The 24143-nt window shown below is 56.8% G+C and carries 20 protein-coding genes; 11 read left to right on the top strand and 9 right to left on the bottom strand.

The features are described 5' to 3' along the window. Window positions 1-3: 3 nt before the first annotated feature. Window positions 4-939, bottom strand: a complete 936-nt coding sequence (locus DFP90_RS06165; RefSeq protein WP_115935586.1) for a carbon-nitrogen hydrolase family protein — start codon at window positions 937-939, stop codon at window positions 4-6. Between the two features lie 116 nt (window positions 940-1055). On the opposite strand from DFP90_RS06165, the gene DFP90_RS06160 reads away from it, so the two are divergent. Next, window positions 1056-1967, top strand: coding sequence for a LysR family transcriptional regulator (locus tag DFP90_RS06160; RefSeq protein ID WP_115935585.1), 912 nt, complete (start codon window positions 1056-1058; stop codon window positions 1965-1967). Here the strand turns inward: DFP90_RS06160 and DFP90_RS06155 are convergent. Then, window positions 1964-2923 (bottom strand): DUF3137 domain-containing protein, encoded by a 960-nt coding sequence (locus DFP90_RS06155; protein WP_181905220.1) that lies wholly within the window; start codon window positions 2921-2923, stop codon window positions 1964-1966. The two genes, DFP90_RS06160 and DFP90_RS06155, sit on opposite strands and share 4 nt — an antisense overlap. 417 nt (window positions 2924-3340) lie before the next feature. On the opposite strand from DFP90_RS06155, the gene DFP90_RS06150 reads away from it, so the two are divergent. After that, window positions 3341-3544 (top strand): hypothetical protein, encoded by a 204-nt coding sequence (locus DFP90_RS06150; RefSeq protein WP_115935583.1) that lies wholly within the window; start codon window positions 3341-3343, stop codon window positions 3542-3544. A gap of 6 nt (window positions 3545-3550) precedes the next feature. Here the strand turns inward: DFP90_RS06150 and DFP90_RS06145 are convergent, their stop codons facing one another. From DFP90_RS06145 to DFP90_RS06130, 4 genes are all read right to left on the bottom strand, one after another. Beyond that, a complete protein-coding gene (locus DFP90_RS06145) occupies window positions 3551-4456 on the bottom strand; it encodes a type 2 periplasmic-binding domain-containing protein (RefSeq protein ID WP_115935582.1) in 906 nt (301 codons plus the stop codon). Between the two features lie 48 nt (window positions 4457-4504). Beyond that, window positions 4505-5449 carry a DMT family transporter gene (locus DFP90_RS06140; protein WP_218044598.1) on the bottom strand — a complete coding sequence of 315 codons (945 nt, stop codon included), beginning with the start codon at window positions 5447-5449 and terminating at the stop codon, window positions 4505-4507. 137 nt (window positions 5450-5586) lie between these two features. After that, window positions 5587-6444: a putative RNA methyltransferase gene (locus DFP90_RS06135; protein WP_218044597.1), complete on the bottom strand. Its 858-nt coding sequence runs from the start codon at window positions 6442-6444 to the stop codon at window positions 5587-5589. Between the two features lie 50 nt (window positions 6445-6494). Continuing rightward, on the bottom strand, window positions 6495-7112 hold the full coding sequence (locus DFP90_RS06130) for a LysE family translocator (protein WP_115935581.1): 618 nt from the start codon (window positions 7110-7112) through the stop codon (window positions 6495-6497). 447 nt (window positions 7113-7559) lie between these two features. On the opposite strand from DFP90_RS06130, the gene DFP90_RS06125 reads away from it, so the two are divergent. The 5 genes from DFP90_RS06125 (at window position 7560) to DFP90_RS06105 (ending at window position 14210) form a co-directional block, all read left to right on the top strand. Beyond that, a complete protein-coding gene (locus DFP90_RS06125) occupies window positions 7560-10007 on the top strand; it encodes a hypothetical protein (protein ID WP_115935580.1) in 2448 nt (815 codons plus the stop codon). Between the two features lie 75 nt (window positions 10008-10082). Next, a complete protein-coding gene (locus tag DFP90_RS06120) occupies window positions 10083-11822 on the top strand; it encodes a type I secretion system permease/ATPase (protein WP_181905219.1) in 1740 nt (579 codons plus the stop codon). Beyond that, on the top strand, window positions 11815-13128 hold the full coding sequence (locus DFP90_RS06115; protein WP_115935578.1) for an HlyD family type I secretion periplasmic adaptor subunit: 1314 nt from the start codon (window positions 11815-11817) through the stop codon (window positions 13126-13128). Before DFP90_RS06120 ends, DFP90_RS06115 begins: the two co-directional genes overlap by 8 nt. A 74-nt stretch (window positions 13129-13202) precedes the next feature. After that, window positions 13203-13682 (top strand): RidA family protein, encoded by a 480-nt coding sequence (locus tag DFP90_RS06110; RefSeq protein ID WP_115935577.1) that lies wholly within the window; start codon window positions 13203-13205, stop codon window positions 13680-13682. 3 nt (window positions 13683-13685) lie between these two features. After that, the gene (locus DFP90_RS06105) at window positions 13686-14210 is read left to right on the top strand and encodes a hypothetical protein (RefSeq protein ID WP_115935576.1); all 525 of its coding nucleotides are present in this window, start codon (window positions 13686-13688) and stop codon (window positions 14208-14210) included. Between the two features lie 6 nt (window positions 14211-14216). Here DFP90_RS06105 and DFP90_RS06100 read toward each other — a convergent pair whose 3' ends face one another. After that, window positions 14217-15758 (bottom strand): sigma 54-interacting transcriptional regulator, encoded by a 1542-nt coding sequence (locus DFP90_RS06100; protein ID WP_115935575.1) that lies wholly within the window; start codon window positions 15756-15758, stop codon window positions 14217-14219. A 252-nt stretch (window positions 15759-16010) separates the two neighbouring features. Between DFP90_RS06100 and DFP90_RS06095 the strand changes: the two genes are divergently transcribed. From DFP90_RS06095 to DFP90_RS06085, 3 genes are all read left to right on the top strand, one after another. After that, window positions 16011-17249, top strand: a complete 1239-nt coding sequence (locus DFP90_RS06095; protein ID WP_115935574.1) for a methionine gamma-lyase — start codon at window positions 16011-16013, stop codon at window positions 17247-17249. A gap of 122 nt (window positions 17250-17371) precedes the next feature. Beyond that, window positions 17372-19822, top strand: coding sequence for a transketolase (locus DFP90_RS06090; RefSeq protein WP_115935573.1), 2451 nt, complete (start codon window positions 17372-17374; stop codon window positions 19820-19822). 123 nt (window positions 19823-19945) lie between these two features. Beyond that, window positions 19946-20713: a substrate-binding periplasmic protein gene (locus DFP90_RS06085; RefSeq protein WP_115935572.1), complete on the top strand. Its 768-nt coding sequence runs from the start codon at window positions 19946-19948 to the stop codon at window positions 20711-20713. A gap of 218 nt (window positions 20714-20931) precedes the next feature. Here DFP90_RS06085 and DFP90_RS06075 read toward each other — a convergent pair whose 3' ends face one another. Further along, a complete protein-coding gene (locus DFP90_RS06075) occupies window positions 20932-22110 on the bottom strand; it encodes a helix-turn-helix transcriptional regulator (protein ID WP_115935570.1) in 1179 nt (392 codons plus the stop codon). Window positions 22111-22342: 232 nt separating this feature from the next. Here DFP90_RS06075 and DFP90_RS06070 point away from each other — a divergent pair, with 232 nt between their 5' ends. After that, on the top strand, window positions 22343-23224 hold the full coding sequence (locus tag DFP90_RS06070; RefSeq protein WP_115935569.1) for a PHP domain-containing protein: 882 nt from the start codon (window positions 22343-22345) through the stop codon (window positions 23222-23224). Here DFP90_RS06070 and DFP90_RS06065 read toward each other — a convergent pair whose 3' ends face one another. After that, window positions 23225-24109, bottom strand: a complete 885-nt coding sequence (locus DFP90_RS06065; protein ID WP_115935568.1) for a LysR family transcriptional regulator — start codon at window positions 24107-24109, stop codon at window positions 23225-23227. Between the last annotated feature and the right edge of the window lie 34 nt (window positions 24110-24143).

Genomic DNA, 24143 nt, shown 5'->3' with positions numbered 1-24143 from the left:
GCCTCATTCTTCTCCCACAAACTCAACCGGCCGCTGCGGTGTTTCATTCACCAGCAGAGTGAACAGATCCGGCCTGGCATAATGACCAACCACATCCAGATCGTATTTTCCCCGTACAATTTCATCTTTGTCCAGCTCTGCTGTCAAAATCGCCTCTTCATCAAAGACCGGCCCGGCCAGCACCTTGCCCAGCGGCGAGATGATGCAGCTGCCGCCGCGGATCAGTTTTGTTTCCGGGTCGTCGCCCTGGATCGGGTTATAATCCGCCGGCCCGTCACCGCGGGTAAAATACTGATGCGCGGACAGGACAAAACAGCGGCCTTCCAATGCCACCGTCTGCATCGTCGGCAACCAGACTTCCCGGTCATCTACAGTGGAGACGCAATAAAACTCCACCCCTTTCTGATACAGCGCCAGGCGCAGCTGCGGCAGATAATTTTCCCAACAAATCGCCCCGCCCAACACACCAAGCCCGGTTTTTGGGGCCACAATGCCGGTGCCGTCGCCAAATCCCCAAACCACCCGTTCCAGGGCAGTCGGCATCACCTTGCGGTGTTTGCCGATCAAATGGCCTGCTGCATCGTAATAGAGCTGGGCGCAATGCATGGTGGCGCCGTCGCGTTCCACCACGCCGACCACCAGATGTACCCCGGCATTGGCCGCTATCTCGCTGATCCTATCCGCATCCGGTCCCGGCACGGCTATGGATTGCTCAAAATAGCGCCGAAAATCGTCACGGCCTTCGTCCGAACGCATGCCCAGCCGGACACCGAAATCCAGGCCTTTGGGATAGCCGCCGATAAAGGCCTCCGGCAAAACCACAAGCTCTGCCCCTTGCTTTGCCGCGTCATGCACCAGATCGGCCAGTTTCTGGAAGGTTCTTTCCTTATCAAACAGGCATGTACCCGCCTGGATCACCGCTCCGGTTACAATGGTCATGTCATTCTCCCTCGCAAAACCACCCGTTATTGATCTTTATTCTACAATTTGTTTTTCAATCCGATGAAGAGAGTTATTATCGCCTTACTATTAACTTTTTGTCCTTAATAGAGACCATGTGGAGCCAACGAAACATCAGCGCCTTTGTTGCGGTCGCCGAACAAGGCAATTTCGCCGCCGCCGCCCATAAACTGGGCCTGTCCACCTCAGCCACCAGCAAGGCCATTGCCCGGTTGGAGGAAGGCATGGGGGTAAAGCTGTTTCACCGCACCACACGGTCGGTCAGCATGACCGCCGAGGGAGAGCGCTTTTATGACGGGGCCAGACGGCTGCTGGATGAATTTTCCACCCTCGCCCGAGAAATATCGGACCAACGCGAGCACCCCCACGGGCGGCTCTCCATCTCGGCACCTGCCGCCTATAACCGGCCCTGGCTGACCCGGCTGATTTCCGGCTTTGCATTGGAAAACCCGGAAATATCAATCGAACTGACCTATGACGAGCGCGAGATTGATCTGGCCGCCGAGGGAGTTGATGTGGCGATCCGCGCGATCCGGGTCTTTGGTGCGACACCGAAAACAAACCTGATTTCCCGGCAGCTGCTGGTCGACCCGCTGGTCACTTGTGCAGCCCCCGATTATCTGGAACGCCATGGCATCCCGCAGACGGTCGAGGATCTGGAACATCATGCCTGTCTTAATTTCCGCAACCCGCGCACCGGCCAGCATATGCCCTGGACCTTCACCATCAACGGCCAGGTGGAAAAATGCCGCTTCAAGGGCCCGATGACCATCAATGACGGGGAAGAGATCACCCATGCGGCCGAAACCGGCCTGGGCATCGCTCAACAGCCCAGCCTGGCTGTGCGCAAGAGCTTGGAGGCCGGGCGTCTGGTGGAAATTCTTAGCCCCTTCCGTCCGACCGGCACGCCGATGCTGCTGGTCTGGCTGGACCGGAGGCTGGTTTCGCCCCGGATCCGCGCCTTTGTCGATTACATGGTGCGAGAAACGGCTACCGTTCGCGATTAAAGCGAGATCGGGCGTATTTTTTCCAGAATATCAAACAGATCCTCAAATCCGCCCTGAAACGTCTCGATCAATCGCTTCGATCGGAAGGCGGTTTTCTCCACATCCACATCAAACGGCCTTTTTGCATATTCCACCGCCAGCAGGAAATTGCCGTTCACAAAGGCCCCGCGCACGGATTTGACCCCGCTTTTATGGCGGATCGCCACCAAACCCGACACCACGTCATCGGGCAGCAGCTGACCCGCCTCCGCAGGGTCCGTGCCCAGGGTCTGATAGATCCGGGTGAAGCCGCTGTTGGGGTGGTCCTGCTCCTTATATTCGCGAAAATCGGCAGAGAGCGAGTCCAGCCTGACCGATCGATCCAGGATCACTGTACGCCCTTCGAAGCGCCGCCCCGCCGACAAACGGAACAACACACCATAATAGCGACGGTCCCGCAGCCGCCTGGTCACCCCCAATTCCGTGAGCGCCAATTCCACACATTCGAAATCAACCCCATCATAGGTCCCATAAATCCGGTTGCGTAGGTCATGGCCGTCATAATCCGGCACCAACCCCTGTTTCTGATAGCCATAAAGATGGAAATCATCCGGGCGACGCTCAAAACCGAGCTTCATGAAATAACAAAGCGGCCCCAACATTTCCGCCTGGACATCACCTTCAAAGGCTTTGGTCAGATACCGCTTGGCCAGCCAAGCACAGATGAATCCGGCCAGTCCGCCCGTCAGGGTGAAAATTGAAATGACTTCAAGCAGTGTCTCACGTCCCTGGGCAACCCAGACCGCCAGCGCCAGGCCCGCCGCCCACCCCAGCAACGCTGCCTTCCTCCGCCTGTCCAGCCAGGCTCGCCGGTCCGGTTCCAACTTGCGCAGCCGCCCGGACAGTTGCTCCTGGACGAAATGCGCAAACCCCGGGAACCGGCGTTCCAGCAAACTGTCGATCACGACCCCACTCACAGTTTCAATGCTCCTTCGGACAAGCCATCCCATGCCAGCATTCGCTGTCCCAACACCACATATAGGAAAAAGCTTCGGTTCTCTGGATTGAACCCGGACAATACTCCCGTTGACCGGCATTCTCTTTCCTAGATATTCATTTTCAAGACCAATGAAAAGGACCGGGACCATGCCGATCGCCGATATTCTGACTTCATGCTGGTGGCGTGCCTATTGGTAATGTCACCCGTTCCCAAGGACATGCTGTTCACAACGACCCTGCCGACTTCTGACCGGGATCATTTTTATCGGTTTTGGCGCAAAACCTGTCCTACTGCGGGCCTAAGCCCCGCCGGAAACCCGCAATTGACCTCAAAACGGTAATATACTACGCTACTGGATTGTGGCTAAGACACCTTATTCAGGTGAGTGTGGGGAATGACCGACTATATTTATCAGTCGGGCGATAGTGCAGAGCAAATCGCTTGCAAATTGCTTATGGGAATTGCCGAAGCGGAAGGACGCTGTCTCCGGACCGCTCTGGACAATGGGCCGGTCTGCCCGGAAGACGCCGCCTGGATCCGGCACACATTCCAGCAATGTCTTGAGATTGCCAGCGGCCTCCTTGTTGCGGACGCATGATGCCTCTCATTCCGATCGGCTCAAAAGCTCTTCTTCCCAAAGGCGCCAAAACTCTTCTTCGCGCCCTTCCAGCATGAACCATTCCGAATTGATGTCCCGGAATTCCTGGCTGGACCGAAGATCGACAAGAGCTTTGTTCACAGCGGCGATCACCCGTCGACCTTTTTCCGAGTTATTGCAGGCTACCGCCCCCAATCCGTGAGGTGTTTCATGGTCCGCCAGCGGCACAAAGACGAACCTGTCAGGCGTTTTCAGCAAACGCGCCGCATATTCCATCATGAAGGAATAGTCGACCATATAGTCGATCCGGCCCCGGCTTAACAGCCGGTATTGGTTTGCGGTCGCGTCCTTATTGCCGCCGCTCATCAACACATGATCGGCTTCCTGGTAATCCAGAAGGATCGGATCCAGGGCTGGTCCGTAAACCCGCCCCCGATCCAGCCCGAGACGAAGGGAGCCATCACCAATAACATCGGAAAGATAGATCTTCTCCCCGCCTGGCAACCTATCACGGGTTTCCTTCAGCATGACCAGACCATGCCAATAAAAAAGATAGATCGGCGCAGACCAGATAGTATCCGTATGGGGTTCGCCGGTTTCCGGATCGATCCATTCGTAGAACCCTGCCGAAAAACAGGTTTCCTCTTCGCCAAACAGCTCGCGGACCACCCTGGGAACGCTGGTAAATTTCTCCTGATGCTGAAAACCGGGCAAAGCGGCTTTCAACAGTTTTTCCATTCGGTCTGAATATCCTGTGCCTTTTTCAGGACCTTCCTTGATCCAGCTCGGCACCCATTCCGCCGCCAGCCAGACAATCTTTTGTTTCTCGGCTTCTTCCCCCCGAACAGAGGCACTTGCCGACAGTATCGCAATCAGGGATGACAGCAGGACCGGGATTAATCTTGTCTTCATGCTTCCATCCTAATCCAGTTTCCCCGGCAAAGCGAAGCCCTCCGGACGTCAGGATATTTTTTCTTCTTCGATCATGCCATCAATCTCCGGCCTGGGCGACTGTTCCTGGCTGGCAATTTCCTGCCGTCCCACCTGCCGTTCCCGGTAGAAGGTATAAATCCCGGCCAGCACCACGATGGCACTGCCGATGATGGTCCAGACATCCGGAATATCACCAAAAACGAAAATCCCCAGCAACATCGCCCAGATCAGAACCGTATAACGGAAGGGTGAAGAAAAGCTGATCTCACCGATACGCATGGTCATGATCGATGTCTGATAACCGAAGATAATGAAGACCGCCGCACCGAGAAGCTGGACCAGGGCCGGGGTCGTCACCGGCTGCCAGCTTTCAGTCGGCAGCATGACCGCGCCAAAGACCGTGACAATGATCGTGGTCAGGAAGGAAACATAAAGGGATGGCACGTTGCGGGACAAACGGCTGGTGGCGAGATCACGCAGCACCACACAAAAAACGGCGCCCAGCGCCCAGAGCGAATAGTCGTTAAACCCTTCCGCCCCCGGCCGCACAATCACCAGAACACCAACAAATCCGGCCAGGATCGCACCATAGCGACGCCAGCCGACCGGCTCGCCCAGAAAAATCGCCGCCGCCAGGGTTATCGCCAGGGGCAGCGCCTGCATGATCGCGGTTGCATTGGCCAGCGGCATATTGAAAAGCGCAGTCAGGAAACAGAGGGTCGCGCCCACCTCCCCCATGAGGCGCAGGGCGACCACGCCCCAATCCCGCCGGTCAAAGCGATAAAAAAGCTGTTTTTTATACCAGGCAAAAATCCCGACCAGAACAACGGTCATTACGCCACGCAAAAAGATCGTTTGGAACAGGCTGAGGTGATCCGCGGCCATTTTGACCATGGTATCATTAAGCACGAAGGCCAGCATGCTGACCGCCATCAATAGCGCACCCTTGATATTGTCGGAAATCCCGCCCATTACTTCGACCCTGCCCAATTGGTGAAATTAATTTTTTACCGGTTTCAGCAGGTTAAACGGCCCGGCCCCTCCTGTTCAACAAGAGACTGATCCCGATTGCCGCATCGCCGGGCACAGATCTTTTGCCGGCCGGTTGTTCAAATTCGTTCCAGTCGGCGCAACTCTACCGCGACGGTCACCTCCAGCCGCTCCAACCCGGCCAGGGCCGCCGCACCGGCCTCTCCCATCCGGTGGGCATGGGGGGTCATGGAAACCAGGCTGGCAATAAGCTCCATGCCATCCAGCAGAACCTGCCGGGAAACAATCTCCGAAGCTTCCAGGCGATACCCGGCATCAAAGGCTCCATCCAGTGCCGGGGCATCATGATAGCGCACATCCTCATAGATGATTTCGCGCAGTTCCTTCAAATGATCACGTGCAGGATCAATCATTACCACCTGCTGGCCGGGCCGCTGCAGTTCAGCCCAATGAGACCAGACGGGAAAACCGAACAGACAGGCGATCATGTCAATATCACCGGCCCGGACAGGCAGGCGACGGTTGGTCGCCACCAGCCAGCACAGGGGCTTATAGCGCTTGGCCGCCGCGCGCACCGCCCATTTGGAAATATCGAGCCCGATGCAATTGGCCACCCCCGGTTCCAGATGCTTTGAAACCTGCCCCAAATAATACCCTTCGCCGCATCCGGCATCGAGCAGATTAATAGGTCGTTCGACCCGCCCGGCATGCTGAGCCGCAACCCCGGCCAAGGCATCTGCCACATGCGCAAAAGCACCGCTTTCCAACGTCTTGCGGCGGGCCTGGACCATTTCCTTACTGTCGCCCGGATCCCTGGAATTCTTGAACTGGACCGGCAGAAGGTTGGCATAACCTTCTTTGGCGACATCAAACCGGTGCCCTTCCCCGCAGGCAAGCGATCCGCCGTCCAGGCAAAGGCTGCTGCCATCGATGGGACAGGCGAGTGGGAAATCAAACTGGTGGTCGGGAATGGCCAAGCTGCGGCTCCGGTCAGGGTTCCTGTTTCCGGGCCTTTATAGGCAGCGCATCAGCGCGTGGCAATGGCCGCCGCCGCCCCCCCCATAACACCGGCGCTCACTCGATTGGCAATTCTCATCGCGCGCGGATTTTTCAGCATCAGACGCGCCCGGGCCGCCACAATCACATAGGCGCAATCCACCGCAATCAGGACCAGCAACATGGTGAAGGTCAACTCGACCCAACCGATCAGACTGATTGCCTGAAGATCGATGATGGTCGGCAACAGCGCCAGATAGAAAACCATGATTTTCGGATTGCCCAAAGTCACGGCCATGCCCGCCAGGAACATGCGCAGCCCGTCCCGCCCCCTGGGCGCGTCTTCTGCCGTGGGTTCTGCGCTGACCGGGGCGGTCCACATGCGCCAGGCCAGATAGATCAGATAGGCCACCCCGCAATATTTCAGAATCTGGAACGCCCAATAAAACGTGTCCATCAACACCACCAACCCCGCCACTGCGCATGTGAGCCAGATCGCCTCACCCAGCCACATAGCGGCCAGAAAAGGCATGACATCTCGCCAGCCCTTGACCAGGACACGGGTCACCAGGGCGGCGATGCTGGGGCCGGGTGATCCGGCGGATACCAGGAGGGCCAGGGCAAAAATGAGTAGGGGTGTGAATTCCATGAGAGGTTCCGTGAAGTCTTTGAATAGACCCCACAATAGCCGGATCGACCTCCCCTTCATCAGGGCCATTTTCCACGGATGAACAGGGCCAATGAGAATTGCTGGTCTCACAGCCAATCACATGGATGTGAGAAGTCCGAGAGGAATTGCCGCAAAAGTGGGGGATCAGCCCCGTCTGTTCTTTAGTTTCATTCCAATAACTTTAAATTCACCCAAAGAAACAAAGCCTTGCCCCCTGTAAGGCATTTTATGGAAAAACTACGCGAAATCTCCCGCATTTCGGCGTGAAACAGCGTCTTGTTTAACTTATTGCCCAGTTATCCACCTAATCATTAGCCTTCTCTTAAAACGGGAGCGGCAGTTTCACAGGCTTGGTTAATTCATGTGGAATTGTCGTCTTTGCTGGAGCTTGGGGCAGGAAACAAGTTAGAGCAAGGAGCCCAGACCATGGCACGTCCAACAGACATTAAGCCTGGCCCATTCCCTGGCAGTGATATTGCGGGTTCGGACCTTATTGACGAAGACATTCTCCCGTCGGATTTGGGATCGGATATCCTATCTGACGAATTCCCCCCCGATTCAAGCGGCGACGCCTCTTATGTAGGTGCCGGGGCCGCGTCCGGCACGACAGAAGGTGGTGGCAGCTATTCTGACGAGGATGATGAATCTGGCGATGATGGCACAGAAAGTTCCGGCGGCGACATTTCCGCCGGCGGTGACGATAGCCCCACCTATGCCAGTGCGCCAGGACGTTCCGGTGACGCGCCAGGCCGTGGCCGCGGCCGGTCCGAACGCGATGAAGGCCTTGGGCGTGATTCTTCTGACAGCAGCCCTGCAGCTCCACCGGCAGCCGTTTCCGACGGGACGGAAACCGGCACGGGTGACGAAGATGTGCTGGCGGATTCTCCCACAACCGACCCAGTCTCTTTCGTGGATGAAGTGATTGAAGAGCCCGATCGTGGCAAGCCCGACCGCCCCTCCCCCTCTGATTACACAACCCGTGCCGACAGCCGGGTCACCGGCAAAGGCCAGGATGAGGTGATCGCGGGCGATGACGGTGTCGATATCATCAGCGGTAAGAAAGGCGATGATGATGTCAGCGGCGGCGGCAATGATGACTGGCTGCGCGGCGGCCATGGCGACGACACGCTTGATGGCGGCGCTGGTGAAGATGTGGTGGATGGGGAGAAGGGCGACGACCGGCTCATTTACACAATGTCTGAAAATACAGGCAATCTGGATTGGTATGACGGCGGCAAAGGTTCTGACACCCTGGTCCTGCGGCTGACCCAGGAAGAATACGAAACCTATCAGGAGGAACTGGCGGACCTGGAAGCCTGGATCGCGGAAAATGCCGACGTTAAGAACTCGTCCGGCCATGCCTTCAACGACGCCAGCGACCGGGGCGGCCAACATCCAGTCTATGAAACCTCCTTCGGCCTGAACGTCCGAAACCTGGAGCATATGGAAATTGAAATCCTGGATCCGCCGGAACCCGAACCGGAGCCAGAGCCTGAGCCAGAGCCTGAACCGGTTGATGTCATCGAGGTGGATCTGGGCGACAGCAATGGCGAAACCGTCCCCATCTCTGTAACCCTGTCAGCAGATTCAACTGTGACCGTTTCCGTCGATGTTACCGTCACCGAACTGCCCGACAAATTTGACGTCTTCATGGTCCAGGATCTGTCCGGATCCTTCTGGGACGATCTGCCCAATGTGCAAGAACAGTTCCCGGGCATCATCGAAAGCCTGTCGGCGGAATATGACGCCGCGTTTGGGGTCGGCAGCTTCGTGGACAAACCCGTTGAACCGTTCGGCAGCGAGACCTATGGGGATTATGTCTATCAGACCCATCAGGCGGTCACGACAGATATTGATGCCTCAACACAGAGTCTGATGGACCTGTTCACCAATTACGGCGCGGATTGGCACGAAGCCCAATTGGAAGCGCTGGTGCAGGTTGCCCTGCGCGGGGAAGAAATCGGCTTCCGCGACGGCGCCCAAAAGTTTGTGGTACTGGCAACAGACGCCCCCTTCCATCAGGCAGGCGACTATGCCGACGCCGCGCCCAATGATCTGGACACCGATCTGGAGGATGAGGATTATCCCGATCCCGCCGATGTGGGCGCGCTTCTGGAAGCGGCAGGCATCGTACCGGTATTCGCCGTGACCGCAGACCAGATCGACACCTATCAGGAACTGGTGGACAGCTGGGGTTTTGGCACCGTGACGGAGCTTGCCTCCGACAGCTCCAACATCACCGACGCGATCACCAGCGGCCTCAAGGATGCCACGGTCGATCTGACCCTGGATATCACTGACGATGATTTCGGCTATGTCGCAGGCGTCACCCCGTCGGTTTATGAAGATGCCGGGCCGGGTGATTATACCTTTGATATCACGCTGGAATTGCCCGAAGGGCTGGATAGTTACGAAAATGACAGCCTCAGCGTATCGATCCCGGGTTATGGCGATATCGCCCTCGATATCACCATCGAGTCCGTTGATGTGGAGGGTAGTGCCTCCGGCGATATCCTGATTGGGGATGCCTTGCCCAACGATATCTACGGCGGCACCGGCAATGACGAAATTCATGGTGAAGGCGGCGACGACGTCATTGAAGGCGGCGGTGGCAGCGACATCATCTGGGGCGGAGAAGGCAGTGATACCTTCGTCTTTAGTGATGGCGACGGCAATGATCGCATCTTTGACTTTAACGCTGATGAAGATCGCGTGGATCTGCGAAACGTCGCCTCGGTCAGCAATTTCAGCGAAGTGATTGCCGGCGCAATCGAGACCGATACCCGGGTCATCCTTGATTTCGGAACCGGGGAAACAGTTTCCCTCTATGGGGTTCAAACGGATGACCTGACGGAAGACAACTTCATCTTCTGATTTCATGGCAAACCGGCGATGGCACATCCATCGCCGGTTCGTTTTTCAGACCAATTCAAACGGGGACATCGGGAAATGACCAATAATAATGAGACCCAAATCCAGAATGACAACCGTCTGACAGCCACTATTAGCCGCTGCCGCAAAGGCCTTTTTGCCATTACCGCCTTCAGTTTCGGAATCAACCTGCTGATGCTTGCTGCACCGCTTTATATGCTCCAGGTTTTTGACCGGGTACTTGGTGGCGGCAGTGTTGAGACCCTGACCTATCTCACCCTGATTGTCGTGATCGCCTTTGTTGCCATGGCCTGCCTGGAATTTTTACGCAGCCGAATGATGATCTCCATCGGCACCTGGCTGGAACGCAAGCTTTCAGATGTTACCCTGGAACGCCATATCAATATAGCGGCGGCAACGGCGAGCGGCCGGAATGCCCAGGGGCTTCGGGATATTGCCATCATCCGTAATTTCCTGACCGGTCCGACCGTGTTTCCCATGCTGGACGCCCCTTGGATGCCGGTTTTCCTGGCGGTGATTTTTCTTTTGCATCCCCTGCTCGGTTTCATGGCTGTGGGCGGTGCCGTCATGCTGATCCTGTTGGCCTTGCTGAATAACTGGCTGACCGATGAGCCCATGAAAAATTCCAGCGCCTATTCCATCACCGGTCTGCATAATGCGGAAACCGCAGTGCGCCATGCCGACACCATCGTCTCCATGGGATTTGCCGGCAATCTGGTACAGCGCTGGGCCCGGACCAATGAAGCGGCGTTGAAGGATATGGCCGTGGCCAGCAGCCGGTCCGGCCTGGTGGCGGCACTATCCAAATTCTCCCGGCTTGCCTTACAGATCTCGATGACCGGGGCTGGCGCCTGGCTGGTGCTGGGCGGTGAGCTGACTGCCGGGGGCATGATCGCCTCCTCCATCCTGCTGGGCAAAGCGCTTGGCCCGGCGGACCAGGCGATATCCTTCTGGAAGGCAGCCGTCGCGGCAAAAGGTGCGTACCAGCGCTTGAAAGCCCTGCTCAGCCCCATTCCCGTCCTGGATGCAGAGATCATGGAACTGCCCGCGCCAGAGGGCCGTGTGGATGTGGAAAGCCTCTATTATGCCCATGAAGGATGCGAATCCCTGCTGAAAAACATCAGCTTTTCCCTGAAAGCCGGGGAAAGTCTGGGCATTGCCGGACCGACCGCAGTCGGCAAAACTACCCTGGCCCGGCTGATGGTCGGCCTGACCCACCCGCAGGCAGGGCATGTCCGGCTGGATAGCGCCGATATGGCGCAATGGCCCGCAGACACGTTGGGCCAGCATATCGGGTATCTCCCGCAGGAGGTCGTCCTGTTTGAGGGCACGGTGCGCGAAAACATCGCCCGTTTTGGCGACGCGGACGCAGCCCAGGTGGTGAAAGCCGCCCAGCGCGCCCAGGTTCATGACATGATCCTGCATCTGCCCCAGGGCTATGAAACCCAGATCGGTGCCGGCGGTGCCGCCCTGTCCGGCGGTCAGCGCCAGCGTATCGCCCTGGCCCGGGCCCTGTTTGGCGACCCCCATCTGGTGATTTTGGATGAACCGAATGCCAGCCTGGATTTCAAGGGGGATGCCGCCCTGATCCGATCCCTGAAGACCCTCAAGGATGAAACGATCACCACTGTGGTCATCACGCACCGACCCAGCATCCTGCGCCATGTGGACAGGATCATGGTGCTGCATGCCGACGGCCATGCCGAAACCGGCGCCCGCAACGACATGCTCCAAAAGATTACCGAACCTGAAAATCGCAAGCATCTTGGCATGCTGCGGGAGGTGAAAAATGACTGATACCCCGACTCTTCAAAAACCGGATGCTCCCGCGATCACCCGGCCCGCCCTTGCCGGCGCGGCGGTCACCGCCCTTTTCTTTGGCGGTCTGATTGCATGGTCATCCCTGGCGCCACTGGACAGTGCCGCCGTGGCGCCGGGTAAGATTGTCGTCGAAGGCCAGCGCAAGACCGTGCAGCATTTGGAAGGCGGCATCATTGCCGAAATTCTGGTCCGTGATGGCGATTATGTGGAAGAGGGCCGTCCCCTGGTCCGGTTGGATGATACCAAGGCCAAAGCCATGCTGGGCCTGTTATCGGGCCGCAGAATGGAGGCCCTGGCCGTGGAAGCCAGGCTTCGGGCCGAGCGCGACAGCCTCGGACAAATCCGTTTCCCCGACGATTTGCTCAAACTTGCCAGTGATCCGACCATCGCCGATATCGTTCAGAACCAGAAAATCATTTTCCAGTCCCGCCAGGCCTCACTGAAAGGCCAGATAGCCATCCTGCGGCAGCGTAATGCCCAATACCGCGAGGAAATCAAGGGCATCCAAGGGCAAATGGCCGCCGAGACCCGCCAGTTGGAATTGATCGATCGTGAGATCAAGAATGTGCAAAGCATGGTGGACAAAGGCCTGGCCCGGGTGCCGCGCCTGCTGCAGTTGCAGCGCCAGGCCGCCCAGATCCTGGGCAGCAAGAATATGCATCATGCCCAGATCGCCCGCGCCCAGCAAAGCATCGGGGAAACCGACCTTCGCATCACCGAGCTTTCCAATCAGAGCGTTAAGGAGGTGATGGAGCAGCTAAAGCTCACCCAGGCGGAATTGCGGGACCTGAATGAGCGCATTCATGCTTCCCTGGATGTTCTGGAGCGCACCGAGGTTCGCGCGCCCATTTCCGGGACCGTGGTCGGGCTGCAGATCCATTCCAAAAACGGTGTCGTGGCACCGGGCAGCAACCTGATGGATATCGTCCCCAACCAGGGGAACCTGATCATTCAGGCCCGGATCGCGCCCAAGGATATCGACATTGTCCGGATCGGCCAGAATGCCCAGGTCCGCATATCGGCCTTCAACCAGCGCACCGCAAAGCCGCTGGACGCGCAACTGCTTTCCATCTCCGCCGACCGGCTGGTTGATGAAAAAACGGGCGAGGAATTTTATCAGGCGGAATTGTCCCTGCTGAAAACAGATGACAGCATTGCAACAGTGGAACTGGTGCCGGGCATGGAGGCGGAAACCTTCATTCATGCCGGACGGAAAACAATGCTGGAATATCTGTTTGAACCGATCAGCAAAGGGTTTAACCGCGCCTTCCGGGAAAGCTGAACCAATTGATTGCTTTACGCTTTCTATTCCTCAATACTCCCCCGGCAATTTAATCTGCCGGGGGAAATCTTTGAATGACCGTTGATTTTGACGCCACCGTCTTGGCCTGCCTGGAAAGGATGGGGCTCGAGCTGCCGGAACCAAGCGCGCCAGCAGGCTCCTATCTGCCTGCCGCCCGTTCCGGCAATTTGCTGTTCCTGTCGGCCCAGATGCCGATCCAGGATGGCAAGGTGGTTTATCCCGGGCGGGTCGGCCTGGACCTGACCCCGGAAGAAGGTTACGCGGCGGCCAAGATCGCAGGCCTGAACACATTGGCGCGCATCCGGGCCGAACTGGGGGACTTCAACGCGCTCAAACAGATTGTCCGGATTGACGGCCATGTGGCCAGCGCCGACGATTTTTTTGATCAGCCAGGCGTTATCGACGGTGTTTCCGATCTGTTCAACGCGGTTTTGGACGATCGCGCCGGCCATGCCCGCACCGCTTTCGGCCCCCGGATCCTGCCGAAAAACATCTCGATTGAACTGGCCGTCATTGCTGAAATTCAGGACTAAAAAATGAAAACAATAACTACCCTCTTTTTTCTTCTGCTGGGTTTATCCGCATGCCAGAGCCAGAACAAATCAGTTACCCAAACAGGTCTGGTGCATAGAGCTGTCGAAGAGGTGTGCCTGCCCTACCTAAACGGAGATGCTGATGATCCTGTCTGGTTTTCCGAACTTGCCGGCAAATTCGTTCAAGATGATTTGGCATTGACGGGCAGTGAAAAAAACGCGGACGAATTTCGATCCGCCGACTTTGCCCAGGAAGGCGATGGTTTTTTCATCATGAGCAACCGCGATTTAGACACCAACTGCGCGATGGAATCCCATCGCATGGATCCGAATTTCAAAAGCGTCATGATCAACAGCTTTAATCTGGATTTTATCCGCCGTTGTGATTCCTCCCCTTTTTTTCAATCCGGGAACCACCCGGACATGATCTTTGTTTTGGAAGATACCGATAAACAGGGTGTAGCGATTTTGCCAACTGATGGAAGACCGGCGCGGGAATATGCAAATTACATTTGCGAAGCATTCTAACGCCGGTTACCGCCCCAAACCATAACGCTTCAGTTTCTGCGCAACGGTGGTGTGGGAAACCCCTAGCCGGTCCGCCAGTTTTCGCGAACTGGGGTATTTCGGATAGAGCCTGCGGAACAGGTCGCGTTCAAAAGCCTCATGGGCATCGGCATAGCTGTCCGGCTCGACCTTCATGTCCGTGGCCGGGCCGCCAACCGGACCGATCTCCAAATCATCCGCCTCGATAAAAGGCCCATCGGTCAGTGAGACCGCCCGGAAAATCACATTTTCCAGCTGGCGCACATTGCCGGGCCAGGGGGCAGAGGCCAAACGGGCGGTTGCCTGGCCGGTCAATCTGGGGGCTGGGTCGCGCCCGACCTGGGCGGCAGCCCGCTCCAGAAAAGTCTGCGCCAGCAGCGGGATATCCTCGGCGCGATCACGCAACGGCGGCGCGGTCAAACTCAGCACATTCAGGCGATAAAACAAATCCTCGCGAAAAGCACCCTGGCTCGCCATTTTTTCCAGGTCCCGGTTGGTGGCGGATATCACCCGCACATCCACGGAGATTTCCTTCGCGCCGCCGACCCGGCGGAAAGTGCCATCCTGCAGGAACCGCAACAGCTTTGCCTGCAAGTATGGGGTCAGCTCCCCCACTTCATCCAAAAACAGCGTACCGCCATCGGCAAGCTCCAACAGGCCCGGTTTGCCCGACCGGCTGGCGCTGGTGAAGGCACCCGGCACATAGCCGAACAATTCCGATTCCGCCAAACCTTCCGGCAGGGAGGCACAGTTCAGCGCAAGGAAAGCACTGCCCCGGCGCGGGCTCACCTCATGACAGGCCCGGGCCAGCAATTCCTTGCCCACGCCGGTCTCGCCTAAGATCAGCAGCGGTGCTTCGACCGCGCCCACCCGTGCGGCCTGTTGCTTCAGACGTTTCATCGGGCGCGAGCTGCCGATGATTGCCTCCAGCCCCTGGACTTCGCGCCGCTGCATGGCGGAAAGCACCACCCCCAGCCGGCCCGGCGACTGCAGCAGGATCACGCAGCCGCTGGGTGCGTCTTCCGAATGGTCCCGCTCGCGCAAGGGGGTCGCCTGCAGCAGATAGGCCTGACCCGCCAGGCTAACTTCCCGGTCCGGCAGGGTGAATTCATTGGCCTGCAGGTCCCCCATCAGGCCCGGATCCTCCAGCAGATGGTCCAACTGAAAAGTGCGTAAGCGGTCTTCCTCTAACCCCGCTGCAGCAACTGCGCTGCGATTGGCCTGAATGATCTTGCCGGTGCCGTCCACCGCCAGGACGGGCACATCCAGCGCCTCCAAGATAGTATGCAGTTGCATCCTACGGCGTTCTCCCGGCAGCAGGTCGATCTCTTCAGCCTGTTCGATCCCCGGCACCTGGCGCAGTTTTATATTCAACCGAGGCAGATCACGTTTTCGCACGCCCTTGATCTCGCAATAGATATGATGGGTGATCACCTCTACCTGGGCCACATCCAGCCCTTCGGCGGAGAGCACCGCCAAGACTTCCTGCGTGATGCCGACCCTGTTTTCGCCCCGGATATCCAGCTTCATGATTTGTACGTTTTTCCTTACATTGGAAGTTTTTTCTTACATGTATTTTTATTGTTTAATATCAGCATATTAATACAAATACTGAAATTTTCCTTAGAATAATGTATACTTATCCTTACATTCGATGAAAAGCACAAATCTTAAAGCTGAATTAACATGTTGTTTTAATTGTATAATATATCTTGGCATACCCTTTGCTGATAGTGACACAGAAACGTCAATTCGACTTGTCGATCAGAATAGGGAATGGTTATGTCCGATAAGAAAAACACCCAGGGTTTTGCCACACGCGCCATCCATCACGGCTATCACCCAAGCGAAGCCAACGGCTCCTTGAACCCGCCGGTCTATATGTCTTCCACCTTTGCTTTCGAAACCGCGGAGCAGGGCGGCGAGATGTTTGCCGGCGAGCGTGAGGGGTATATTTATACCCGCCTCGGCAACCCGACCCTGGATCTTCTGGAACAGCGCATGGCGACCCTGGAGAACGCGGAAGCGGCGATCGTAACCGCATCGGGCATGGGCGCGATCACATCGGCCATCTGGACCCTGCTGGAGCCGGGCGACGAGATTATCGTCGACAAAACCCTTTACGGCTGCACCTTCGCCTTCTTCCAGCATGGCCTGGCCAAATTCGGCGTCACCGTCACCACCGTGGATCTGACCGATCCGGCCAATTTGAAACCGGCGCTGGGCGACAAGACAAAGATTGTTTATTTCGAGACCCCGGCCAATCCGAACATGCGGCTGGTGGATATCGAAGCAATTGCCGACATCACCCATGACTTCAACGCCGACATCCGGGTGGTCGTCGACAATACCTATTCCACCCCCTATCTCACCCGGCCGCTGGAACTGGGCGCGGACCTGACCGTGCATTCCGCAACCAAATATCTGGGTGGCCATGGCGACATCATTGCCGGCGTAATCACCGGCACCAAGGAAGACATGGACCAGATCCGTTTCTTCGGCCTGAAAGACATGACCGGAGCCGTGCTTTCCCCCATGGATGCCATGCTGATCCTGCGCGGGTTAAAAACACTGGAACTGCGCATGGACCGCCATTGCCAAAACGCCCAGGCCCTGGCCGAAATGTTAGATGTCCACCCTCAGGTGGAAACCGTTTTCTATCCGGGCCTTGAAGGTTGCCCTGGTCATGAAATCGCCAAGAAACAGATGACCCAGCCCGGCGGCATGATCGCCTTTGAACTGAAAGGTGGCCTGGAAGCGGGCATCCGCTTCATGAATGCCCTGGAACTGGTGATCCGCGCGGTATCCCTTGGCGATGCCGAAACTCTGGTTCAGCACCCGGCAAGCATGACCCATTCCACCTACAGCCCCGAAGAGCGGCTGGAACATGACATTACCGACGGCCTGGTGCGCTTAAGCGCCGGTCTGGAAACCCTGGATGATATCAAGGCGGATATCCTGCGTGCGCTGGATGGCCTGGCGGGCAGCGCGGATGTACAGCCCCTGAAAAAGAGCGCGTGAGTCTCTGTCATGGATTGCCGGGTCAGGCCCGGCAATGACGAAGCGAGAAACAATCCGTCACCCCCGGGTTTGACCCGGGGATCCATCACCGCCCCCTCCCCACCCAGTCCAGGACCGTTATAATGCCGTTCAACAGATCCAATCTGCGCCCCGACCTCAATGATCCCAACTGGCCGAAGGAGGCCCCCGTGGCAAACCAGCATGAAGCCCTGCCGGAACAAACCCGCATCACCCGCGGCGTTGATGCCGCAGAGCTCACCCTGCTGAAAGAGCTTGAGAAAAAAATCCTGTGGCTGAGCGCCTGGACCATCCATAATGCAAACCACCTTCGGGAAAGCCGGGACGGGCTGAAAGTCGGCGGCCATCAGGCCAGTTGCGCCTCGATCACCGCGATCATGACCGCGCTCTATCTGAAAGTGTTGCGCCCGCAGGACCGTGTCGCGGTCAAGCCCCATGCCAGCCCGGTTTTTCATGCGATCCAATATCTGCTGGGCAACCAAACGCGCGATAAGATGGAGAAATTCCGGGCGCTGGGCGGCATGCAATCCTATCCCAGCCGCACCAAAGACGGCTCTTTCGTGGATTTTTCCACCGGGTCTGTCGGCCTGGGCGCGGCCGTCACCAACTTTGCAGCACTCACCCAGGATTATCTGCGGATGAAGGACCTGGTGCCGACCAACGACGTTCCCGGCCGCATGGTCGCCTTGGTCGGTGATGCGGAATTGGATGAGGGCAACGTCTATGAAGCACTGCTGGATACTTGGAAACATGACATCCGCAATGTCTGGTGGGTGATTGATTACAACCGCCAGAGCCTGGACGGCATGGTGAACGAACATCTGTTCCGTCTGATCGGGCGATTTTTCCGGGCGGTCGGCTGGAACGTGATCACCTTGAAATATGGCCGCAAGCTTTACGAGGCCTTCCAACGCCCCGGCGGAAGCGCCTTGAAAAAATGGGTGAATGCCTGCCCCAACGATATCTATTCCGCCCTGGCGTTCCAGGGGGCAGCCGCCTGGCGCAAGCAGATCCTGGAAGACAATCCGGGTGATGCCGACCTGGCCACCCTGATCGGATCCTATGACGATGACGGATTGCAGGATCTGATGACCAATCTGGGCGGTCATTGCATGGAAGCCTTGCTGGACGCGTTTGAAAATGTCCCCAATGACAAACCCACCTGTTTCATCGCCTATACCATCAAAGGTTTCGGCCTGCCGCTGGCCGGTCATAAGGACAATCACGCCGGCCTGATGAACCCGCAACAGATGGCAGCCTTCCGTGCCGACAATAACGTGACCCAGGGATCCGAATGGGAAAAATTCGCAGGGCTTGAGTCCAGCGCGGAGAATCTGCAGGCCTATCTGGACCATGTGCCCTTCAATATATTGAAGCAGCGCCGCCTTTCGGAAGCACCCATCCCGGTACCGGCCGCCCTGCCCTATGCGGTTGAAAAACAAACCTCCACGCAAATGGCATTCGGCAAGATCCTGAACAACATCGCCAAGGAAGGCGGGCCCTTGGCCGAACGGATCGTCACCACCAGCCCGGATGTTTCCGTTTCCACCAACCTGGGCGGCTGGATCAACCAGCAGGGATTGTTTGAACGGTTCGAACGCGGCGATGAGTTCCGAGACCGCAAGGTGCCCTCTGCCCAGAAATGGATCCGCAGCCCCCAAGGCCAGCATATCGAGCTGGGCATCGCGGAAAACAACCTGTTTTTGAACCTGGCGGCGCTGGGTCTGTCTGAAAGCCTTTTTGGCGCACGATTACTGCCCATCGGCACGCTTTATGACCCCTTCATCTCGCGCGGCCTGGATGCACTGAATTACGCCTGTTACCAGGATGCCAGATTCATGCTGGTAGCCACCCCAAGCGGTGTGACGCTCGGGCCGGAAGGCGGCGCACATCAGTCCATTTCAACCCCAATGATCGGCATGGGCCAGCCGGGCCTGACCTCTTACGAGCCAGCCTTCGCGGATGAGCTTTCGGTCATCATGCGTTGGGGGTTCGATCATATGCAGGACCGGGAAAATGGCGGCTCGCTCTATTTGCGACTTTCCACCCGAAACCTGAACCAACCGCAGCGTGACATGGACGAGGATCTGAAAAATCAGATCATCAAGGGCGGCTACTGGTTGAAAAAGCCAGCAGCCGGATCGACCCTGGCCATCGTCTTTATGGGGGCCGTCGCCCCACAGGCGATTGAAGCCTATGACCGGCTGGTCACGGATTATCCGGATGCAGGTCTTTTATGCATCACCTCTGCCGACCGGCTCTATAATGACTGGCAGCGGCTGGAACGTGCGCGGCTGAATGGCCTGGACCAAGTTGAAATGGCCCATGTGGAGGATCTGTTTGAACCGCTTGGCGCAAAAGCACGCTTTTGCAGCGTGATCGACGGCCATCCGGCGGCGCTCGCCTGGATGGGCGCCGTGCGCGGCCATTCGGTCGCACCTCTAGGCATCGAAGGTTTCGGCCAGTGCGGGGATCTCCCCGATCTTTATGCCACCTACAATATCGATGCGGATTCCATCGAACGAGCCGCCCGGCGGTTTCAGGAGAGACGATAGTCTTGGTCTTTGGCCGCGCCGGATGCCATCGCAGGCGGCGCGGCCATTAACCAATGATTGACCGGATCACGGTATGCTCTTCCCGTTAGGGAATGGAATAACATTGGGATCGGTCCGGCTGGTATGCGCTTCTTGATCATGATTTTTTGCTTGTTAGGCTGGTGCTTCGACAGCAACGGCTCACGGGCGGAAGACAGAAAAATCACTGTCGCGGTGGGTGACTGGCCACCATATATCTCCCAAAAGCAGAAACATGATGGCGCCATCGCCCATTTAATCCGGGATATATTTACCGATGAAGGCATTGAGGCGGAGATCCAGTTCCTCCCCTGGGGCCGGGCCTATGCGGAAACCGCAGATGGCAAATATCAGGCAACCGGAGTCTGGATGCATAAAGACGAGCGGGAAGCGGACTTCCATTACAGCGATCCGGTGCTGACCGAACAATTCGTCTTTTTCCATCGCAAGGATAGAGAATTCCATTGGAAAAGCCTGGAGGATCTGTCCGGTCTTAGGATCGGGGGCGGCGTGAAATACAGCTATGGCCCGATCTTTGACCAAGCACTGGAAACAGGCCTACTGCATATGGAGCGGGTGCCAGCCGTCCGGCAGAATATCTCCAAACTGCTGCTGGGCCGGATTGATATTTTCCCGGAGGAGGTGAATGTGGGGTATGCATCGCTGCGTGATCATTTCACCGCCGAAGAACAGAGACGGATCACCCACCACAAAACGCCGCTGCTGAACAATCTAAGTTATCTTCTGTTCCCAAAGAAAAGTGCCGACAGCGTAATCCTGATGGAGAAATTCAACAATCGTTTGCGTATCTACCGCGAAATCGGTCTGTATGACCGTTATCTCAACGATTTGCGCGACGGACAATATCTCTAAAGTCCCAGAATCTCTAAAGCCCCAGAAAGGGCGAAGCCAGAGGCTGTGCCGGCCTCTGGCTTCTGAATTGGATCGGTGCGGGGTTCGATCCAAAGACTATGAAACTCTGCCGTCTCAAGCTTCCCCCCATGGAAGTCTCGACGTGAAAAAATATTATCCAGCCCCGGATACCACCGCATCACCCCTATGGGGGATAAGCTGTCACTTTTCGCAAAAAATTACGTTTCATCAGTTTCCGGTGACTGATCTGGCGGGTCCACCGGTATGTTCACATTCTGCGCCAGGCGCAGCAAATCGATCCTATGGCTGGTTCGGGTTTTAGCATAAAGCGATTTCAACTGGGTCTTTACTGTATCAAGCGACACATTCCGGCTTTCCGCAATCTCATCATTGCGCAACCCCTCGATCACCATCCGGCATATGGCCTCTTCCGCTTCGCTCAAACCATATAGCAACCGGAGGCCGTCCGCCGATAGCTCGCGATGATTGCCCGGATCAGAGACCAACACCAGCGCTCCCCGGAACCGGTTACCCAACACCATGTCCGAACCACGCAACGGGGCGATATCCACCAGGAACGGATCTTCCTCCGAGTGCCTGCCGATGGTTAGCAGCCGCCCCTTATCATCCCGCTCGGCCTTAGCGGTTTTACAAACTTTCTCAACCGTTTGCGCAAGTTTGAGACGATCTTTCTCATCCCGGCAAACCAGTTGCTGGTCCCGGGTCCGGGCCAGCCCGTCATCCAGGCTCAGGATCCTCTCAGCCTCCCGGTTGCAAACAACAATATTGCCCTGCTCGGACAGAATGAATGTACCAATCTGAAACCGATCCAAAACCGACAATACCGCCCGGAAGCGTGATTGAAGCAGGGTAAATGGCCTATTGATTTCAATTACCCTTGCAAAATGCTGGCGATACAGATCAATCACCCGTTTTTCCTCTTCCCGGATGAAGGGACGTTCGGCGGAATAGTGGAAAGTCAGGCAATCCAGCCAAGCCGGGTCGGTATTCAACCGGGTCGCCACCCGGTAATCGATGTTGAACCGCTCACGCAGCCATCCTGTGGTCGAAACCTCTTCCCGGTTCCGACCGATATCGCTGTAGATCTGGGTCTCGGAAATGAACTCTCCGGGGCGATATTTTGTCAGGGCCATGATGGCCGGGGCTTCATTTTCCAGATGATGGGCGTTGAATTCGCGCAAAACCGCTTCGGTGAATTTCGCACTGGTGGCATTGATTCTGATTTCCGGGATCGTGTGATCCACTAGAACCGTGTTGATCGCAACTGCCCCCGTTTCCAGACAGAGTTGATCCAGCACCGGCCGCCAGGCCAGAGGATCGAGCGCAATTTCATATATACCCGAAATCAGGTCCAGGTTTTTCTGACTGATGACCATACCGGCTCCCTGACGCCGATCCCGCCGACAATATGCCGACCGCTATGTCCCCGAACAGTTTAGAATAATTATGATTAAACTGGAAAGAATAAGATCGGGTTTCCGCCCCTGACCACCTCAGATGTCCCTCTCCCCCCTTTCCCGAAGATGCAAAGGGTGGTATGGCGTGTTAGATTAGGCATGGAGCCAACAGCGCAACCCTTTATGGATCAAGTCACAGGTATCAGCGGATATGATAAACGGTCGGGTAACGTTTGATCTGCATTATCACACCAATGTCTATCGCATGCAGCGCTGGAACCGGGATCGCCGCCTGGCCCAACACCGCAAATGTTTGGGTGAAACGGGTGTGGATTATGTTGCCTCCACCGAACATGCCTATAAAGCACCGCTCGACGCCTATCTATATCTGCGAGATGCGGTCCTGGACCTGCCCACCGAGATTCTGCCAGCCGTCGAGGCCATTTCCGAAGAAGGGGTCGATATCATCTTCATCTATCCCGATGAAGATGCGCTACGTTCCGCCTTGCGCGTGATCCAGCCCTTTAAATGGAAAGCCCAGGATATGGGCCGCCTCGGTCGGGATACCGGCGCGATTGTCGTTATCCCGCATCCGTTCACGCCGGGGCGCACCGGCACCGCCAATGTTTTGGGCAGCGAGACATTCATGCAGTTGCAGGAAGAGGTCGACTATATCGAGGTCCATAATGGCTTGAGCCTGCATTTCCTGGAAAACGGCATGCGCGGCGGCAAGGCGGTCACCCCGCCCAAGTTGCAGAAATCTGTGGAATATACCTATCGTCTGCCGGATGAACTCCGTCTGAACCAGATCGGCTGGGCCGTCAGCTCTGACGCTCATTTCCCCAGCCACCAGACCATTGTCGGCGGCATTGAAACAGCAGATGGCCAGCGCCCATCAGACTGGTTCAGTTTTCTGAAACAGCGCCATCATTTCAAGGAAACCGAGGTTCGCAATCACGGCAACCGGAACCTGCTCAAACTATGGCATGGCATCGAGAGCAGCTATTGCACTTTTGGCGAGGCTGTTGAGAAAAAGGCACAGCGCGCCGGGTTGACCGCCGGGGCTAAACATACCCATCCGGATGCTGCCTGATCAGGATAGTTCTTCCGCCAGAAAATCAAACACAATCCGCACCCGGCGGCTGGTATTCAACTCCCTATGGGTGACGAGCCAGGTGCTGACCGGCACCGGTGCCAAATCCGGCAGCACCCTTTTGACCTGTGGCTCCGCATCGCCGATCAGATCCATTGTCACGCCGATGCCGGCACCGGCCTTGACCAGCTCCCAATGAACATTGTGACTGTCTGTGATGAGTCGGAAATTTCCTTCCGTGATCTCTACCCCCATTTGCTTAAGGCCCTTGAGATAAACATCGTTATTTTCAAAACCGATGAAATCGGCGTCCCCTAGTGCCGCTGGTGTTGACGGGTCGCCGATCTGGGCCAGATAGTCCGGCGCAGCATAAAGAAATGCATTATCATCCGAGAGTTTGCGCGCAATCAGCTCGGTTTGGGTCGGTCGGAAATGCCGGAGCGCAATATCCGCCTCCCGGCGGTTGAGATCCACCGCCTTGTTCGTTGCGCAAACCTCCACAGTGATCTCCGGCTGAAACTTCCGAAGTTTGGCGATTACCGGCGGCAGCCGTTTGGCGGCAAAGGTTTCCGTTGCAGAGATACGGATCGTGCCTTCGATCAACTCTGACTGCCCGGAGGCGGACATGGAGACCTGGCCGGCAGCTTCCCCCATGGCGCGTACATGTTCCAGCAGATCACGGCCATTCCGGGTCAAGACCAAACGCCGCCCAGCCCGTTCAAACAGGGTAACGCCAAGCTCCGCCTCCAACGCCTCGACCTGTCGACCCAGCGTGGATTGCACCATCCCCAGAGCCCTTGCCGCAGCGGATAAGGACCCTTCTTCCGCGGTCACTAGGAAGGCGCGGGCCCGGTTCCAGTCAAATTTTATTGATCGCCAATTCATGCATATTTGCATAATGGATCGGAGAATTTTGTCA

The organism is Aestuariispira insulae (genome assembly GCF_003385955.1).
In the GTDB taxonomy this organism is placed as follows: Bacteria; Pseudomonadota; Alphaproteobacteria; order UBA8366; family Aestuariispiraceae; genus Aestuariispira; species Aestuariispira insulae.
The sequence above is the reverse complement of the archived record's forward strand: the minus strand, read 5'-3'. Positions and strand labels throughout refer to the sequence as shown.